Origin of the sequence: Butyrivibrio sp. MB2005, from assembly GCF_000424285.1 — a bacterium.
In the GTDB taxonomy this organism is placed as follows: Bacteria; Bacillota; Clostridia; order Lachnospirales; family Lachnospiraceae; genus Butyrivibrio.
On the sequence record NZ_AUJP01000011.1, the window covers coordinates 44,708 to 61,162 of the forward strand.

General features: G+C 40.7%; 12 protein-coding genes. All 12 read left to right on the plus strand.

Annotated features, from left to right (window positions below; genetic code table 11):
* The first annotated feature begins 52 nt into the window (after nt 1-52).
* The 12 genes from G610_RS0106945 to G610_RS0107000 all read left to right on the plus strand — a co-directional run bounded on the left by G610_RS0106945 (nt 53) and on the right by G610_RS0107000 (nt 16,438).
* Entirely contained in the window at nt 53-1,087 is a 1,035-nt protein-coding gene (locus G610_RS0106945; RefSeq protein WP_155830981.1) for a hypothetical protein, read from the plus strand.
* A gap of 158 nt (nt 1,088-1,245) precedes the next feature.
* Nucleotides 1,246-2,706: a lipopolysaccharide biosynthesis protein gene (locus tag G610_RS0106950; protein ID WP_051197784.1), complete on the plus strand. Its 1,461-nt coding sequence runs from the start codon at nt 1,246-1,248 to the stop codon at nt 2,704-2,706.
* Nucleotides 2,645-3,835: a glycosyltransferase gene (locus G610_RS0106955; protein ID WP_196809819.1), complete on the plus strand. Its 1,191-nt coding sequence runs from the start codon at nt 2,645-2,647 to the stop codon at nt 3,833-3,835. Before G610_RS0106950 ends, G610_RS0106955 begins: the two co-directional genes overlap by 62 nt.
* Nucleotides 3,836-3,993: 158 nt before the next feature.
* Nucleotides 3,994-5,403: a hemolysin family protein gene (locus tag G610_RS0106960; protein ID WP_026524219.1), complete on the plus strand. Its 1,410-nt coding sequence runs from the start codon at nt 3,994-3,996 to the stop codon at nt 5,401-5,403.
* Nucleotides 5,404-5,421: 18 nt separating this feature from the next.
* Nucleotides 5,422-6,162 (plus strand): YebC/PmpR family DNA-binding transcriptional regulator, encoded by a 741-nt coding sequence (locus tag G610_RS0106965; RefSeq protein ID WP_026524220.1) that lies wholly within the window; start codon nt 5,422-5,424, stop codon nt 6,160-6,162.
* A 100-nt stretch (nt 6,163-6,262) separates the two neighbouring features.
* Nucleotides 6,263-7,942: a hypothetical protein gene (locus tag G610_RS0106970; protein ID WP_026524221.1), complete on the plus strand. Its 1,680-nt coding sequence runs from the start codon at nt 6,263-6,265 to the stop codon at nt 7,940-7,942.
* Between the two features lie 59 nt (nt 7,943-8,001).
* Entirely contained in the window at nt 8,002-10,947 is a 2,946-nt protein-coding gene (locus G610_RS0106975) for an insulinase family protein (RefSeq protein ID WP_026524222.1), read from the plus strand.
* The gene (era, locus tag G610_RS23455) at nt 10,928-12,022 is read left to right on the plus strand and encodes a GTPase Era (RefSeq protein WP_035797154.1); all 1,095 of its coding nucleotides are present in this window, start codon (nt 10,928-10,930) and stop codon (nt 12,020-12,022) included. Before G610_RS0106975 ends, era begins: the two co-directional genes overlap by 20 nt.
* A gap of 34 nt (nt 12,023-12,056) precedes the next feature.
* Nucleotides 12,057-12,719, plus strand: a complete 663-nt coding sequence (gene recO, locus G610_RS0106985; RefSeq protein WP_026494384.1) for a DNA repair protein RecO — start codon at nt 12,057-12,059, stop codon at nt 12,717-12,719.
* Nucleotides 12,720-12,743: 24 nt separating this feature from the next.
* Nucleotides 12,744-14,258 carry a carboxypeptidase M32 gene (locus G610_RS20060; protein ID WP_051197785.1) on the plus strand — a complete coding sequence of 505 codons (1,515 nt, stop codon included), beginning with the start codon at nt 12,744-12,746 and terminating at the stop codon, nt 14,256-14,258.
* 93 nt (nt 14,259-14,351) lie between these two features.
* The gene (locus G610_RS0106995) at nt 14,352-14,966 is read left to right on the plus strand and encodes a hypothetical protein (RefSeq protein WP_026524224.1); all 615 of its coding nucleotides are present in this window, start codon (nt 14,352-14,354) and stop codon (nt 14,964-14,966) included.
* Nucleotides 14,967-15,028: 62 nt separating this feature from the next.
* Nucleotides 15,029-16,438, plus strand: coding sequence for a glycine--tRNA ligase (locus G610_RS0107000; RefSeq protein ID WP_026524225.1), 1,410 nt, complete (start codon nt 15,029-15,031; stop codon nt 16,436-16,438).
* Nucleotides 16,439-16,455 lie beyond the last annotated feature (17 nt).

Sequence of the window (16,455 nt, forward strand, 5' to 3'; positions counted from 1 at the left end):
TTTTGAGTTTGTTACCAGGATCCTAATTTGGATCTTTAAGAATATATTTGAGATGATCTCATTTTTTATGCGCCAGATATTCCGTCTGCTGCGCATGTTTTTTGTTGCGCTTCCTGTTACAGCGCTTGTCTATTCGGTTTTCCTGATATTGTTAATAGTGTCATTGTTTGCAGGTGACGGCTTTTTGGCAGCATTTCCTGTTCGGATAAGTTCAGGTGTTGCAAGGGCTGCGCTTGTAAAAGTCGCTTCCGATTATCTGGGATTGATGTCAAAGTACGGCGGGACGATGATGTTTTTCGTACTGTTATTTCTTGCATTAATTCTTATTATCCCCATAGGCTTCATATTGATTGCGGCAAGTGCTTTTTCGTTCTGCGGAAGATTTCTTGTTTTTGCGCTTCTTGCAGATGTGGCTATTTATTTATTTGGTTCTGTCATAACAGGACGAGGGTTTATGGATATGGCCGTAGGCAGGTATAAGCTGTTGTTTCCGGGAGCAGGACATAAAATTGATCAGAAAAACTACAACAGCTGGCTTCGCCGCCATAGCAGAGAGTTTGAGGATGACACCTTTGGACAGAATCAGTATGAAGAGCCCGAGAATGCACGCCGCAGACCTGAGGAATTCTATGAAGATGATGAGTATGAAGATGATTACGAGGATGAACCCGATGAATATTATGATAGACCTCGTTCAAATCGCAGAAGGCATTCGCGGACATATGATATCGATGAATACGATGAGGACTATGATGATGAGTACGATGTGGATTACTACGAAGATGATGAAGAAGCAGAGGACTATGACGATTATGAAGAATATGAAGATTACGAAGAATATGATGATCGCATAGAGGATAAAACTTACCGACGCAATAAGCAATCTAATAACCGTAGTACGTCCCCTAAGAGCGAACCCGCAGGCAACTTCAACTTCTTTGCCGGCTGCAACTCATTGGAATCAGCTGATAAGAAATATAAACAGCTTGTAAAGCTCTATCACCCGGACAATATGGACGGCGACACCTCAGCACTTCAGGAGATAAATGTACAATACGGCGAAATTAAGAAAAAATTCAGAGCATAAAATTTCACGGGAGGCAATTAAGCCTCCTTTTTTCAAGTCCGAGAATAATGGCAGTGGAAAAATTACACCACATATGTTATTAATAGTGAGCATAAAAATCGAGGGAATAATATGGAACCTGTCATAAAGATGGTTGTTTAGGGAGCTATTATTACTGTATGGAGAAACAAAAGGATATTAGAAATAAAACAATATCAAATTTGATATGGCGATATGCGGAGCGCTGCGGTGCACAAGGAATAAGTTTTATTGTTACGATTGTCTTGGCAAGATTATTATCACCGGATGAATATGGTGTAATAGCACTTGTAACAATTTTCTTGTCTATATCTCAGGTATTTGTTGATGGCGGATTGGGAAACGCTTTGATTCAAAAAAAGGATGCAGACGATCTGGATTTTTCGACAATATTCATATGCAACGTTATTTCCTGTTGTGTGGTATATCTGGGTATATACTTTTTGGCACCTGTGATAGCTGGATATTATGAAAATGATTCACTTACAGCTATTATCAGAGTACTTGGTGTTACAGTCCTTATTTCCGGAGTCAAGAACGTTCAGCAGGCTTATGTTTCAAAAAAGCTTATTTTTAAGAAATTTTTCTTTTCAACTCTTTTAGGAACGGTATCAGCGGGAGTTGTAGGAATTATACTTGCTTATGCTGGATTTGGTGTTTGGGCGCTTGTAGCACAGAATATTGTTAATGCTCTTATTGATACGATTGTATTGTGGATTACAGTAAAGTGGAGACCAAAATTTATCTTTTCTTTTGAGAGGCTTAAAGGGCTTTTTTCCTATGGATGGAAGCTGCTTGCCTCTAATTTATTAAACACAGTATACAATGACATACGACAGCTTATTATTGGTAAAGTGTATACGGAAGCGGATTTGGCATATTTTAACAGAGGTCAGACATTCCCAAGTTTTATTGCAAACAATATCAATGCTTCAATAAACAGTGTGCTTTTGCCTGTAATGTCGCAGGCTCAGGATGATGAACAGCGTATCAAGAGAATGACACGATATTCTATTATGACCAGTAGCTTTATTATGTGGCCGATGATGATCGGATTGATGGCTACAGGTAAGACGTTGTTTGTATTGCTACTTACAGAAAAATGGCTGCCCAGCTTGCCGTATCTATATATTTATTGCTTCGTTACAGGAATGCAGCCTATCCAGACGGCCAATCTGAATGCGATTAAAGCAAAGGGCAGAAGTGATATTTTTCTTAAACTGGAGATTATTAAAAAGGTAACAGGACTACTTTTAGTGCTTGCCACAATGAATATAAGTGTACTTGCAATTGGTTTGGGAGGCATATTCTACACTATTTTTGCCAGTGTTGTAAATTCATTCCCCAACAAAAAACTGCTCAATTATAGTTACTTTGAGCAGATCAGAGATATATTACCGTCGTTTCTACTGGCCGTAGTGATGGGGGCGGTAGTTTATCTTTTGCCATTGCCAGGTACATTGCCGGTTATAGTCGTTTTGATTATTCAGATTGTTGTAGGTGCAATAGTTTATGTATCCGGAGCTATGTTTTTCAAACTTGAGGCAGCTTCTTTTGTTAAGGATTCATTGGTTAAGTTTCATAACAGAAAGAATAACTAATCTTATGAGGATAAAAGAAAAAAATAAAAAAATCAAAATTCTTTTAGTTATTTATGGTGATGTTCATTTTGGCGGTGTATCTGTGCTTATAAATAATCTACTAGCCAAAATGGATAGAAGTAGATTGGACATAACGTTATATGCTTTCGGGAATGTTGCTGACGAAGGCTGTTACCGATTTTATGAAGAAAATGGCGTTAAAATCGTGTTGGGAGAACATGACAGATATCGAAGGAAGCTTATAGCATGGGACTTGCTGAGAATCATTGCAAAAGGAAAGTTTGATGTGATTCATTGCAATACCGGCGGATTGGAATTAACGTTCATATCTATGGCTATTGCTCGAGTATTTGGTGTAAAAAAGAGAATTGCTCATTCTCACGGTAGTAAAAGGTCCTCCGTACCATACGGCAGAAGAGAGCAATTCTATCAAAGAGCAAATGACAGGCTGGCAAATATACAGCTTTCATGCTCTGTTGAAGCAGCACAGCATTTATTTGGTCATTCAGATGTGAGACTCTTGTACAATGGCATCGACCTGAATAAATTCACTTTTTCTTCTGACTTGAGAAAAAAAGCGAGATCAAGCATGGAATTGGACGGGAAGTTTGTCATTGGTACGGTGGGAAGGCTCGATTATATCAAGAATCAGAAGTTTATTTTTGATATTGTTAAAATACTAAAAGAGAAGTCTGAAGTTAGGGCTCTGATAGTTGGAAGCGGTAGCTTTAAAGATGAGCTTGTCAAATACAGTGAGGAGCTTGAGATAGAAGAATCAATTATTTTTATTGATGCCAACGACAGGATAGAGTATTATCTTTGCGCAATGGATGCATTTGTGTTTCCGTCCTTATCAGAGGGATTAGGCATTTCAGCAATTGAGGCGCAGGCCATGGATCTGCCTGTATGGAGTTCTACCAATGTGCCTAGAAAGGCAGCGGTTACAGAGAAAGCTTTCTTTATGGATCTTGAGGACGGGGCCGGTAAATGGGCTGACGATATTTTTGAGTATTGCCAGTGTCATGATCTGGAAAACAGATATGACAGGAGTATAGATATACGTAAAAAAGGCTATGACATTTGCGACTCTGCCAAGGTGTTACATGACATTTATTTAGACAGAAAATGAATATGGTTTGGATGTGGTAAATAGGCAGAGAATCCTCTGCCTATTTGTTATATACAAGAGTCCCTTTTTATAGCCCGATTTCTTGACGGAAAAGCGCCAAAATGCTATATTTTAACTTGACGCATTTTGCAATCATGAATAAAAGGAGATGAAATTTAATGGACGACGATGGGCCTACTGCCACTGCTTTTCTACTGATATTTGTAGTCATGATACTCATAGATGTGCTCTTTTACGGATTTGGTGCTTCTATTGAGAATCTCAAGCCTGAAGACATTAACAGACTGGATAAAGATAAGGACGATAACGGTTCTGCCCACCTCATCAAGAGAAATGGCAAGAACGCTGAGAAAATCCTTGAAATCCTGGATCATCCGGGACGATATATCAATACCATCCAGCTGGTAACATTGCTTGTTAATATGTTTTTCGGACTTACCTATGTCAGGGAGCTTAGCAGTTTCACATTCGGACTCATAGGCGGTTATATTCAGAATACTGTAGCTGCACAGATTATTTCTTATTTTGTAGCGGTTATGGTTCTAATGTATGTAGTACTTACCATAGGCGTGCTGATACCAAGGAAGCTTGGCGCGAGATACCCTGAGAAATGGGCTCTTGTGTGCGTAGGAGCAATCAGTGCAATCATAAAGATTCTCAGTCCTTTTACCGGGATTGTCAGATTCACTGCTATGGCTATTCTCAGACTCTTTGGTTTTCATTGGGAAGCAGATGAGAATGATGTCACAGAAGAAGAGATCAAATCCATGGTTTCGGAAGGTCAGGAACAGGGTGTTCTGCAGGATTCCGAGGCTGACATGATCAGTAATATTTTCGAATATTCTGATAAGCAGGCCAGGGATATCATGACCAATCGTAAGGCTATGGTTTGTATTGACGGTAATACCACATTAAAAGAGGCTGTAAACTTCATGCTTGATATGAACAACAGCCGATTCCCTGTTTATCTTGATAATATTGATCACATCATTGGTATCCTTCATATCAGGGATGCAATGAAAAGACTTTCTGAGCATATAGATGATGATACACCGCTCAGGAAGACCAGAGGACTCCTTCGTTCTCCCAAGAACGTTCCGGAGACCAGAAATATTGATACTCTTTTCCACGAGATGCAAAAATCAAAGACGCAGATGGTTATCGTAATAGATGAGTACGGACAGACTGCGGGACTTGTTTCCATGGAGGATATCATCGAGGAGATCGTTGGTAATATCATGGATGAGTATGACGAGGAAGAGGATTACATCGAGGCTACATCCAATGAGGATGAGTTTATCATTGAAGGCAAGACGCCACTTGAGGACCTTGAGGAGAAATTCGGACTTACCTTTGACGACGAGGAGTTCGAGACAGTAAACGGACTTTTGATTTCAAGGCTCGACAGAATTCCGGAAGAGAATGAGGATTTCACTGCACAGATAAGCGGATATTCATTCAAGATTCTTTCGGTCAAAAATCACATGATCCAAAGCGTTCTGGTTAAAAAGATAAAGGATGATGAGTCCTTGGAAGAATCAGACGATCAGGAATATAAAGCAATTTAGTATTTTTAGGAGGACAATATGTCAGGACATTCAAAATTTGCGAACATTAAGCATAAGAAAGAGAAAAATGACGCTGCCAAGGGTAAGATTTTCACAGTTATCGGACGTGAGATCGCAGTAGCAGTTAAGGAGGGCGGCCCTGATCCGTCCAATAACTTCAAGCTCGCACAGGTAATCGCTAAGGCAAAGGCAAATAACATGCCTAACGATACTATTGAGCGTGGTATCAAGAAGGCTGCAGGTGCTGACGGAAGCGTTAACTATCAGACACTTACATATGAAGGATATGGCCCCGGCGGCACAGCTATCATCGTTGATACACTTACAGACAACATCAATCGTACAGCAGCTAATGTAAGAGCAGCTTTCTCAAAGGGTAACGGTAACGTTGGAACACCCGGCTGTGTATCTTACATGTTCGATAAGAAGGGTCAGATCCTCATCGATAAGGAAGAGTGCTCTATGGGTTCAGATGACCTTATGATGCTGGTTCTTGATGCAGGTGCTGATGATTTCAATGAGGAAGATGACAGCTATGAGATCCTTACAACTCCTGAAGCTTTCCAGGGCGTTGTTGAGACTCTTGATAAGGAGAAGATCGTTTCTGCATCAGCTGAGATCACAATGATTCCTCAGAACTACGTTGAGGTTACAGACGAGAACAACGTTAAGTGCATTCAGAGAATTCTTGATATCCTTGAAGAGGATGACGATGTACAGGCTGTTTATCACAACTGGGATGACAGTGCAGCAGAGTAAATAATACACTGAGTTTTGGCAGGACCCGACATGAAATGTGCTGGGGCGTCGGAACGTTAACAGAAATTCATAATACTTTGGGACTTGGGGAGGTCTTGAGATGAAGCTTAAAAAGACATGGATTGGGATTTGTGTCTTCGTAATCTATACAGTAGGAATAATCTTTGCTACAGGAGTTACAGGCTTTATTTCAGGGCTTTTTCCTGTTTATGACAAAAGAATGGTGACAGCTCTGATAGTAGCGGCGCTTGCAGTAATAGCGCTGGTTGTTTCGGCAGTTGGTATTACCATCGGAAAAGCTTTGAATAAAAACTCCGGATCGGATATAAAATGGGCACCGGAGATAATACTCCCGATAATCCTTTTTATCGCAGGAGGCTGCGTTTATACGTGGTACATAAACGGTATTATGCCCATAACCGGAGATATGAAGCTCTTTGAGAGTGCCCTTGTAACAAAAGATGGCGTAAAAGCTGTACCTGGCAGCATTCTTGGTAGCTTCTATGTATCAGGACTCAATATTATTATGAGCTTTCTTGGCAATGAGCTTAAATCTGTTCTGATTTATCAGCTTGTACTTAGGATGATAATGCTTATTGCATTATACTTTGCACTCAGGAATTCCATAGGAATTTTTGGAGCGCTTGCGGGATCCATTGCTACTGTAGCAATTCCCTTATTTGGTTTATCCATTAAGCATGTGTATGCAGGAAATATGTTTTTTGCACTTGTAATGCTTGATGCTATGTTGGTTGTTTTGTTTGCAAAAAGTGTTTCAAGGTCAGATTCCATAAAGCCCTATCATGTGATCTTTGGCATCTTAACAGGTGCACTTACAGGTTTTGCTGTATATGTTGATCTTGCAGCTGTAGCGGTTATTGTTTTCATGATCACAGCACTTTTTAGCGACGAGGAAGAGTTTTCATTTAAATCGGCAGTTGTCGATGTCATTATATTTATTTTGGCAGGACTTATTGCATTTGGATGCTCAGTATACTTCATTGGAGGTATGAGACCTTTTTATGTAAGCTTCTTTGAGTATGCAAACAAATTTTATGGAATAAACAACAGTGCATGGTTTGCATCGGTTTCAGCATCCTGGTGGAATCTTGTGATCTCACTTGGAATGCTTGGCGGTGCTATCGCAGTTATATTTGGTTTTATTTTCTCAAAGAGAAACGAGAGAATAGTACCATGGCTTTTCTTCACAATAGTCTCATGCGTTCTTTCAGTGGTTTGTGGAAGCACGGTGATCAACTATGATATGTATCTTTTCCTGATGCTTAGTATTCTTGTGGGCTGCGCAGTATCATGCTTTGCTTACAAAGATAAGCAGCCGGTTGTAGAGAAGGCATCAGCTACAGAAGCAGCTGAAGAACCTGAAGCTGAGCCTGAGCTGAAAAACGAAGCTGAGCCTGAGCTGAAAAACGAAGCTGAGCCTGAGCCGGAAACCGAGGCTGAGCCAGCGGAGGATGAGACCCCTCGCTTTGTTCCTGAGGGTATGGTGCTTCCTACAGGAGATGAGGACGAGGAGAATCTTGTTCCCAACTTCAACATGAACAGACCTGAGATGGAGAACATCGGCATTCTCTCGGTTGGTAAGAAGGAAGAAAACACCGGCTGGAAGGTTGTTTGTTCTGAGGATGACACAGAAGAGCCTGAAGTGAATGAAATAGCCGATGAAGCAACTGAAATTGCTGATGAGGCGGAAATGGTTGTAGAAGCTAAGAAAGATGACTTTGATATCAGCATCGACCCCGATGATGATTTTGATATTTGATTTTAGATATAAACGCTGCCGATGGCAGTAAATTGTAAGAAAAAGAACGAGGAACACGAATGAGAGTTGAAGACCTTGCCGCTTACGAGGTATTAGAGAAAAGAAGAATAGATGATCTTAATTCTGAGAGCTATATTGTCAGACATAAAAAGACTGGCGCCAGAGTTGCTCTTCTTTCAAATGATGATAATAACAAGGTTTTTTATATAGGATTCAGAACTCCGCCCAAGGATTCTACAGGTGTTGCGCATATAATCGAGCACACTGTTCTTTGCGGATCAAAAGAGTTCCCTATTAAGGATCCTTTTGTAGAGCTTGTAAAGGGCTCTCTTAACACATTTTTAAATGCCATGACATATCCGGATAAGACTGTTTATCCCGTGGCAAGCTGCAATGATACAGATTTTCAGAATCTGATGCATGTTTATCTTGATGCAGTTTTTTATCCCAATATTTATAAGACTAAAAAGATATTTGAGCAGGAAGGCTGGCACTATGAGATGGAGAATGAGGATGATGACCTCACCATCAATGGTGTTGTTTATAACGAAATGAAAGGCGCCTTTTCATCTGCTGATGAAGTTGTTGCCAGAGATATAAGGAAATCACTTTTTCCTGATACCACATACGGAATAGAGTCAGGCGGAGATCCTGATGAGATATATGAGCTTAAGTATGATGATTATCTTGATTTCCATAGGAAGTATTATCATCCTTCAAACAGCTATATCTATCTCTATGGTGACATGGATATGGCAGAAAAACTCGATTATATAGATAAAAACTACCTTTCAGCTTTTGATAAGATCACTGTTGATTCTGAGATTGAGCTTCAGAAGAGCTTTGATGGCAGAAAATATCTTGAGAGCCAGTTCCCTATTATGAAGGGCGAATCCACAGAGGATAACACATATCTGACTCTTAATTATGCAGTTGGAAGCAGTCTTGATCCCAAGCTCTATATCGCATTTGATGTTCTTGACTATGCGCTTTGTTCTGCCCCCGGTGCGCCTATTAAGCAGGCCCTCACCGATAAGGGAATAGGAAGTGAGATTTTCAGTGAGTACGACAACGGCGTAAGACAGCCGGTATTTTCAATAGTTGCAAAGAACGCTAATCCTGAACAGAGAGACGAGTTCCTTAAGACAATCGAGGACGTTCTCAGAGATCAGGTTAAGAGCGGAATAGATAAAAAGGCTCTACTGGCTGGTATCAATGCAGATGAGTTCAAGTACAGAGAGGCTGATTTTGGAAGATTCCCCAAGGGACTTCTCTATGGCCTTCAGGTTTTGGACAGCTGGCTTTATGATGACATGAAGCCCTGGATCAATATTGAGGCCAATGAGACCTTTACAGAGCTGAAAAAGGAAGTAGAGACCGGATATTTTGAAAGACTTATTCAGGAATATCTTCTTGATAATCCTCACTGCACAACTCTTGTAGCAACTCCCAAGCAGGGACTTACAGAGGAGAAGGAAGAGCAGCTTAAGGAGAAGCTTAAGGCGTATAAAGAGACCTTAAGCAAAGAAGAGATTCAGGCTATTGTTAAGAACACAGCTGAGCTTAAGGCATATCAGGAGGAACCTGACAGTCCTGAAGATCTTGCTAAGATTCCTCTTCTTACAAGAGAAGATATGAAGAAGGAAGCTGATAAGTTCATTTATGAAGAGAGATTTGTAGGTGAGCAGAAGGTTCTATTTCATGATGTATTTACAAATGGCATTGGATATCTGAATTTTGTTTTTGATATGACTAAGGTTCCTGACAGACTTTTACCTTATACACCTCTTTTAAAGCTTCTTCTGGGACTTATGGATACTGAGAATTATTCCTACAGTGATCTGTATAATGAGATAAATCTTCAGACCGGCGGAATTAACGGATCAATCAGTACATATACTGATGCAAGGGATGTCAGCAAGTTCAGGACTACTTTTGAAATCACTGTAAAAGCGCTTTATCCTCAGCTTGGTCATGCATTTGAGCTTGTTACTGAGATTCTTATGCGTACAAAGTTTGATGATAAGAAGCGTATTATTGAGATCTTGGACGAGAACTGTTCAAGACTTCGCTCAGAGCTTGCTGCAGCAGGCCATCACAGCGCAGCTTTAAGGGCAATGTCATACGTTTCAAGTGCGGCAAAGCTTTCTGATATGACTTCCGGAATCGGTGGATACCGTATGATGGAAGAGACCAGAGAGAAATTCTCATCTGATGAAAAGGCAGCTGATGAGATTATCGGATATATGAAGGAATTATCTACCATTATTTTCAGAGCAGAGAATCTTATGGTGGATTACACAGCTTCAGAGAAGGAATATGACGGAGTAAGCTCAAGAATAGAGGGATTTGCTGCAGGTCTTCACACTGAGGATTTTGATGGAAGCGGATTTACAATTGTTCCAAATAAGCTTAATGAGGGCTTCCAGACTGCAGGACAGATACAGTATGTATGCAGAGCCGGTAATTACGCATCCAAGGGACTTAAGTATGACGGTTCACTTAGGGTTCTCAAGGTTATGTTTGCTTACGATTATCTGTGGAAAAACATCAGAGTGCTGGGCGGGGCATACGGCTGCATGAGCGGCTTTGCCAAGAATGGTGATTCATATTTTGCAACCTACAGAGATCCTCATCTTAAGAGAAGTGTTGAAGTATTTGAGAAGGCTTCCGAGTATCTTAGAACCTTTGAGGCAGATGAGAGAACAATTACACAGTTCATCATCGGTGCCATTAGCGAACTTGATACACCCAAGACTCCTGCCACAAAAGGAGCTTACGGTCTTACCGCTTATCTATGCCATGCGGATATGAAGGATATTCAGAAGGACAGGGATGACCTTATCTCTACAGATCAGGAAAAGATAAGAAGCCTTGCAGCATATGTTGATGCTTTCATGGAAGATGACTGTATCTGCGTTGTAGGTGATGGTAACAAGCTCGAAGAAAATAAAGATATGTTTGGAAAAGTGGAGCAGCTTATTTATGCAGGAAAATCAGAATAATAATAATGCAGCATTAAGGTGCGGATATGTGACACTTATAGGCAGACCAAATGTGGGTAAATCCACGCTTATGAATCATCTTATTGGTCAGAAGATTGCCATTACTTCACATAAGCCTCAGACCACAAGAGGCCAGATTCTGACTGTTTATACCGATGAGAGAGGGCAGATTGTTTTCCTCGATACTCCCGGTATTCATGAGTCCAAAAACAAGCTTGGAGAATACATGGTTAAGGTGGCAACCAAGACTATGGAAGAGGTTGATCTTATTCTTTGGCTTGTTGAGCCCTCAACCTTTATCGGGCAGGGTGAGCATATGATTATCGATCAGCTCCGCGAATGCGGAAAGCAGGTAATTCTTGTAATTAACAAGATTGACACCGTTGATGCAGCTGATCTGCAGTCTTTTATCGATGCATATAAAAAGGAAATGGACTATGCGGATATAGTTACTGTATCTGCTCTTAAGAGTGAGAACTTAGATGATCTTATGCAGATCATTTTTGACAGACTTCCTTATGGTGATCCTTTTTATGATGATGAGGTTTTGACTAATCAGTCTGAGAGGGAAATCGTTGCGGAGATTATCCGTGAGAAGGCTCTTAGACTTTTAACTGATGAGGTGCCTCATGGTATCGCCGTAACTGTTGAGACCATGAAGACACGAAAGGCGGCAGCACCTGCCAAAAAGAAAAAATCAAAGCATGTACATCCACCAAAGAAATCAGCAAATGCAGCTTCAGGTCCTATATCAGTTTCAAATGCTGACGGAACTCCTGATCTTGATGCCATGCTGGCAGCTCTTGCAGGAGGAGCGGAGGATGCAGCAAATGTAGATGCTGCGGATAATATCATGGATATCGAAGCATCCATTATCTGCGAGAGAGATTCACATAAGGGTATCGTTATCGGAAAAGGCGGCTCCATGCTTAAAAAGATTGGCAGCCAGGCAAGAGAAGATATCGAGAAAATGGTTGGATGCAGAGTTAATTTACAGCTTTTCGTAAAAGTTCGACGAGACTGGCGAAATGACTCACTTCAGATGAAGAATTTTGGATATAACAATCCCAAGTAATGTAACGACCGGAGGATGAGGATTTAGCAAGGTAATGACGGAATTATCCACTGTAAACGGAATGATTATAAAAAGAGCCCCGGTTGGGGAGAATGATTTCCTTGTGACTATCCTTACATCCGAACAAGGTAAGATTACAGCCTTTGCAAAAGGGGCAAGACGACCGGGGAATCAGTTATCAGGTGTCGTCGAGCCTTTTTGTTTTGGGAGCTTTAAGATTTTTGTTGGAAGAAATTCATACACTGTCAGGGATGCTGAGATAAAGAATTTTTTTGAGGGCTTCAGGAAAGATTTTGACTGCTCCATTTATGCCACGTATTTTGCGGAGATAGCAGACTACTACACAAGAGAGAACAATGACGAAAAAGATATTCTGAAGCTTTTATACATGTCATTCAGGGCTCTTGAAAAAGATTCTATAGATAACAGGCTTGTACGATTTATTTTTGAGATAAAAACTCTTATGCTTGAAGGGGAATTTCCCGGAGTGCCAAGGGATCGAAGCTACGAAGCATCAACAACATATACACTTGAATTTATCTGGAATACACCTATAGAGAAGCTTTTTACCTTTAAGGTCAGCAGAGATGTTCTGACAGAACTTGATCATATCTGCGATGTTTACAGAAAAAGCTCGATTGACAGAAAATTAAACAGTCTTGAGATGATTAGAATGATTGAAAAAGACATGGAATAAATAAAGGAAGATATGGAGGTAGACATGGATAAGGTTTTGGAAGAAAAATTACAGGCTTTTAGGGACGTACTTAAAGAGGCAGAAATCTATGCCCATGCAACAAGATTGATTTCTTTTGACCAGGAGACAATCTGCCCTGCTAAGGGAATGCAGGATGAGGGAGAAGTAAGCGCGTTCCTTGGAAATCAGGCATTTAAGCTTATGAAAGCACCTGAGTTTATTGAAAATGCTGAATATCTCTATGAGCACAGGGATGAGCTTTCTGAACCTGACAGAGTATGCGTAGAGAGTCAGCACAGATCCTATGCAAAGACCAAGAATATTTCACCTGAAAAGAATATGGAATATTCACTAATTTATAACAAGGCTTTTGTAGACTGGACCGGTGCAAGACAGAATTCTGATTTTTCTATGTTCAGGGATTCTCTTCAGAAGGTTAAGGAAATCAACGTGGAAATGGTGGAGCTTAGAGATGAGAAGCCTGCCAGCGGAATCATCTATGATGCTCTTCTTGATGATTATGAAATAGGCATTACATCAAAGATACTGGACGAGTGCTTTGATGAATGTAAAGAGAGACTTATTCCTCTTCTTAAGAAAATTATGGAGAGTCCCAAGAAGATAAGAACAGACTTTATGCATATCGAGGTTACTGAGGTGCAGCAAAGGCGCATGACAGAAGCTCTGCTGGGAATCCTTAACTTTGACAGGTCAAGAAGTGCTTATAGCACATCAGAACACCCCTTTACCAACTGGATCGGCAAAAATGACACCAGAATTACAACTCATTATTATCCACTTGATTTCTCAGCAAGTATGTACTCTATAATCCATGAGGGAGGTCATGCACTTTTTGAGATGCTTCAGCCAGAGGATGATTATGAGCATTTCATCAACGATAACAAGACTCTTGGAATGCATGAATCAGTTTCCAGATTCTATGAGAACAGACTTGGAAGATCCAGAGCTTTTGTTAAGCTGATATATCCTAAGGTATGTGAGATTTTCCCTAATGTTATGGAGGGAGTTTCAGAGGAAGAGCTTTATGAAGCGCTCAATGTGGTTTGCCCGTCACTTATAAGAACAGAGTCAGATGAGTTCACCTATACCTTCCATATAATAATCAGATATGAGATAGAGAAGGAAATTTTTGAAGGCAAGCTTTCCATTGATGATGTACCAAGGAGATGGAAAGAAAAATACGAGGAGTACCTTGGCATTTCTCCTGAAACAGACAGAGAGGGTGTCCTTCAGGATGTACACTGGACTTTTGGATTTGGATATTTCCCTACATATGCTCTTGGAAATATGTACAATGCAATGTATTACAATCGCATGAAAAATGAGATTGATATAGACGGCTGTGTTGAGAGGGGCGATTTTGCGACGATCAACAATTGGATGAAGGAAAATGTATTTGTGAAGGCTAATCACCTGGCTCCGTCTGAATGGATAAAGGATATTACGGGAAGAGACTTTACCGCCGACGATTTCCTTAATTATATAGAAGAAAAGTTTAAGGGAATCTATGAGATCTGATTTGAAAAACGTAAAAAGGCGGTATATAATCATGTAAGTGTGCGCGTATTTATGCGCAGACCAAATAGTTACTTATATTAAGAGGGTGTTTTAGTGAGTAATAAAGTTTTAAGGAAAGCAGTTGTTACATCTGTTATTATGACTGCAGCTTTTGTTTTTGCAGGTTGCGGGAAAGGGGCGGATGTATCAAAGCTTGATAAGTCATCTATCTTAGTCAATAAAGATGGAACGGTAGAAAGCACGGTTATCGAGGATTTCACCGAGAGCTACTACGATGTGAATGAGCTAAAATCCATGGCTGAGAATGAAGTAAATGCATTTGTAGTTGCGAACGGAGAAGGGACCGCAGAACTCAAGTCTTTGGAGAGTGAAGACGGCAAAGTGAAAATGGTGATTGATTTTGCGGATTCAAGAGATTACGCTGCTTTTAACAGCGAGACCTTTTCATATATGACTGTGTCTGAGGCTATCCTTACAGGGCAGATCAATGTGAATTCACTCATTGACAGTGATGGCAATCCGATTGATTCAGAAAAGGCTGCGGCTCTTTCTGATGAACATGTTGTTATTACAGGCAGTAAGTTTGTTGTGGCAGTTCCATATAAAATTCAGTACATGACAAGCGGAGTAAGCCTTTTGGATAAGCAGATGGCTGATCTTTCCGGAACAGCTGACGGAAGCATTAGCTGTATCGTTCTGAATAAGTAATAAATGAGCATATTGCTCTTAATTAAAATATGTGAGCGTATTGCTCAGAAAGAGGAGTATCTATGAAAGCAAATGAAAAGACAATGGACAAAATCGTTGCCCTTGCCAAGGGCAGAGGCTTCATCTATCCCGGAAGTGAAATCTATGGCGGACTTGCTAACACATGGGATTATGGAAACCTTGGTGTTGAATTCAAGAACAATGTAAAGAAGGCCTGGTGGCAGAAATTTGTACAGGAGAATCCCTACAATGTAGGTGTAGACTGTGCTATTCTTATGAACCCTCAGACATGGGTTGCATCAGGACACCTTGGCGGCTTTTCAGATCCTCTTATGGACTGCAAAGAGTGTCACGAGAGATTCAGAGCAGATAAGATCATCGAGGATTTTGCTTCAGAAAATGGAATTACACTTGAGACATCTGTCGATGGATGGTCTCATGAAGAGATGGAGAACTTCATCAAGGAGCATAACGTTCCTTGTCCTTCATGTGGAAAGCATGATTTCACAAGCATCAGAGAGTTCAACCTTATGTTCAAGACATTCCAGGGTGTAACAGAGGATGCAAAGGACACAGTATATCTTCGTCCCGAGACAGCTCAGGGTATTTTCGTAAACTTTAAGAATGTACAGCGTACATCACGTAAGAAAATTCCTTTCGGTATCTGCCAGATTGGTAAGAGCTTCCGTAATGAGATCACACCCGGAAACTTTACTTTCCGTACAAGAGAGTTTGAGCAGATGGAGCTTGAGTTCTTCTGCAAGCCAGGCACACAGACTGAGTGGTTTGAGTATTGGAGAAAGACCTGTTATGAGTGGCTTCTTTCACTTGGAATCAAGGAAGAGAACCTTCGTCTCCGTGACCATGATCCTGAAGAGCTTTCATTCTACAGCGATCACACAACAGATATTGAGTACGCATTCCCCTTCACAGATTGGGGCGAGCTCTGGGGTATTGCTTCCAGAACTGATTATGACCTTACAAGACACCAGGAGACATCCGGTGAGCCTATGGAATACTTTGATGATGAGAGCAAGGAGAAGTACATTCCTTACGTTGTTGAACCTTCACTTGGTGCAGACCGTGTAACTCTTGCATTCCTTTGCGAGGCTTATGACGAGGAGAACCTTGGAACAGAAGAGGCTCCCGATATGAGAACAGTTCTTCATTTCCATCCTGCTATTGCACCTGTTAAGATTGGTATCCTTCCTCTTTCAAAGAAGCTTAACGAAGGTGCTGAGAAGATTTACGCTATGCTTTCTAAGAAGTATAACTGCGAATTTGATGACAGAGGAAACATCGGTAAGCGTTATCGCAGACAGGATGAGATCGGTACTCCTTTCTGCATTACCTATGACTTTGATTCAGAGACAGATAACAAGGTAACTGTACGTTTCCGTGACAGCATGGAGCAGGAGCGTATCGCTATCGATGAGCTTGAAGCATTCTTCAGTGATAAATTTGACTTCTAAGTAGAAGTAAATATAAG